This window comes from Gilliamella sp. wkB108 (assembly GCF_001690195.1).
Lineage (GTDB): Bacteria > Pseudomonadota > Gammaproteobacteria > Enterobacterales > Orbaceae > Gilliamella > Gilliamella apicola_L.
The window spans coordinates 1-2,618 of sequence record NZ_LZGM01000124.1; the positions used below are offsets into that span (position 1 = coordinate 1).

The window sequence follows — 2,618 nt, forward strand, 5'->3', positions numbered from 1 at the left end:
TTTACCATCTGGTGATATTTATCCTAACTAATAATAACACTAAGATTTTTATGAAGGGTGACACGAATTGAAAAATTTTGTGTCATTGAGATTAAATTTATTCAGTAAATTGACTGAAGAGTTTTAGTATGCAAAAAATAATCCTGTTAATATTCACGCTAATCATTAGTACTGTTTGCTATGCAAAGCAATCTTGTTCACATAAAACATTTGTAGAAAATTATCACTTTAACCTTAATGCTCAATCTTATAAATTTACTTCTTATTTTTGTGATGAAGATGAAAATGAATTTTTTACAAAACCCGGCATATTGGAAGTACATGGAAAAAATATCAATAAATTATATAAAAATGTAATTGGAATCAGAGCTGGGATAGGCGTTATACTTTCAAAATGGAATAATAAACCAACATTTTATTACGTGAGTACACCATCAGATTATACTCAAGCTTTTATACCAATAATAATTAAGGATAACAATTTAATGGTTGACTGTATCTATATTAATCAACAATTAAAAAATTATATGGTAACTAGCCATTCTTATTGTGGTGAACCGCAAATTGTAGCCGATGGGTTTGGTAATGAAGGGTTTGAAAATTTATTCCCTAACTTTTACTTAAACGGCGTATTTTATTTTATATTCTTTTCAGAAACTAATCACTATTTATCTAATAAAGGGTTTGATGTTTTTATTGGCAAATTAGATGATATCAGTTTTTACCGTCGCTATTCATCAATCAAAAATTATGTTTCAAGTAAATATACGCTTATCATGACGAATCAGGACAAAGAATACCGTTTTAAAGAGTCACAAATTTATCTACGGATGGCAAGTCGAGAAAGCGCTGAGAGTTTTATCGGTTTAGATATTATCGATTCAAAAGGAAAGATTACTTTTTATGATAAAACGGCATTAGCAAAACGATTAAACAAATCGACCATCAAAAAAAATATCAAGTCATATATTCAGCAAGAAAAAGTATCACTTTATGATGAACCTAATGATAACCATCCAACAGATATGTATTTGGTAAAAAATGATTTTGTAAAAATTCTGGATGTGATTTGGAATAAAGAGAAGCTAAAAAAAAGTCAATATCCTGATATCTGGTATAAGGTAAGTTATAAAAGTAAAGAGCAAGGCGAAATAGTCAAATGGATTGAGGGTGTGGCATTTAATAGCATGTGGGGTACAAACGCAACAGAATAAATATTAGCATTTTCTACAGGGACATTTGACTGAGGAGTTTTAATATGCAAAAAATAATATGGTTAATATTCATGCTAATCATCAGTACTGTTTGCTATGCAAAGCAACCTTGTTCACATAAAACATTTGTAGAAAATTATCACTTTAACCTTAATGCTCAATCTTATAAATTTACTTCTTACTATTGTGATTATGAAACGGAATCATTTTCAGAACCAGCTATACTGGAAGTACATGGAAAAAATATCAATAAATCCCTTAAAAATGTAATTGGAATCAAAGGTATGATAGGCATCATACTTTCAAAATGGAATAATAAACCAACATTTTATTACGTGAGCACACCATCAGATTATACTCAAGCTTTTATACCGATAATGATTAAGGATAATAATTTAATGGTTGACTGTATCTATATTAATCAACATTTAAAAAATTATATGGAAACTAAATATTCTTATTGCGGTGAACCACAAATTGTAACTGATGGGTTTGGTGATGAAGGCTTTGAAAATTTATTTCCTGATTTTTACTTATATAACGTATTTTATAATATTTTCTTTGATGAAACTAAGGAAAGTCTGTCTTACAAACAATTTGATGTCTTTATTGGACAAATAGATGATATCAGTTTTTATCGCCGTTATTCATCAATTAAAAATTATGGTGTAAATAAATATACGCTTATCATGGCAAATAAGGATTATGAATATCATTTTAAAAAAAATCAGATTTTTCAACGAATGGCAAGTGATAAAAACATTGGTGGTTTTATTGGTTTAGATATTATCGATTCAAAAGGGAAAATTACTTTTTATGATAAAACGGCATTAGCAAAACGATTAAACAAATCGACCATCAAACGAAATATCAAGTCATATATTCAGCAAGAAAAAATCCCACTTTATGATGAACACAACTATAACGCACCAACAAATATGTATTTAGTCCGAAATGATTTAGTCAAAATTCTGGATGTATATTGGGATGAAAAAAGGTCAACGCAAGAAATTAATCTTGGTATCTGGTTTAAGGTGAGTTATAAAAGTAAAGACCAAGGTGAAATAGTTAAATGGATAGAGGGTGTGGCTTTTACTGATAAGAAACCTATACACTCAACAAAGTAAATATTAGAATTTTTGATAGTAATATTTGACTGAGGAGTTTTAATATGCAAAAAATAATCCTGTTAATATTCACGCTAATCTTCAGTACTGTTTGCTATGCAAAGCAGCCTTGTTCACATAAAACATTTGTAGAAAATTATCACTTTAACCTTAATGCTCAATCTTATAAATTTACTTCTTACCATTGTGATGAAAATGAAAATGAATTTTTTTCAGAACCAGACATATTGGAAGTACATGGAAAAAATATCAATAAATCCCTTAAAAATGTAATTGG

At 28.5% G+C, this 2,618-nt stretch carries 3 protein-coding genes; all 3 read left to right on the forward strand.

Going from position 1 to position 2,618, the window contains the following annotated elements; all coding sequences use genetic code 11:
- Positions 1-128: 128 nt before the first annotated feature.
- On the forward strand, positions 129-1,214 hold the full coding sequence (locus A9G11_RS13760; RefSeq protein WP_065620150.1) for a hypothetical protein: 1,086 nt from the start codon (positions 129-131) through the stop codon (positions 1,212-1,214).
- Positions 1,215-1,258: 44 nt separating this feature from the next.
- Positions 1,259-2,341 carry a hypothetical protein gene (locus tag A9G11_RS13765; protein ID WP_065620151.1) on the forward strand — a complete coding sequence of 361 codons (1,083 nt, stop codon included), beginning with the start codon at positions 1,259-1,261 and terminating at the stop codon, positions 2,339-2,341.
- A 44-nt stretch (positions 2,342-2,385) separates the two neighbouring features.
- Positions 2,386-2,618 (forward strand): hypothetical protein (locus A9G11_RS13770; RefSeq protein ID WP_141674433.1); only part of this gene is annotated, 233 nt, incomplete at its 3' end.

Coding starts and splice junctions, on each gene's coding strand:
- A9G11_RS13760 (WP_065620150.1), top strand. CDS start 129: ATGCAAAAAATAATCCTGTTAATATTCACGCTAATCATTAGTACTGTT.
- A9G11_RS13765 (WP_065620151.1), top strand. CDS start 1,259: ATGCAAAAAATAATATGGTTAATATTCATGCTAATCATCAGTACTGTT.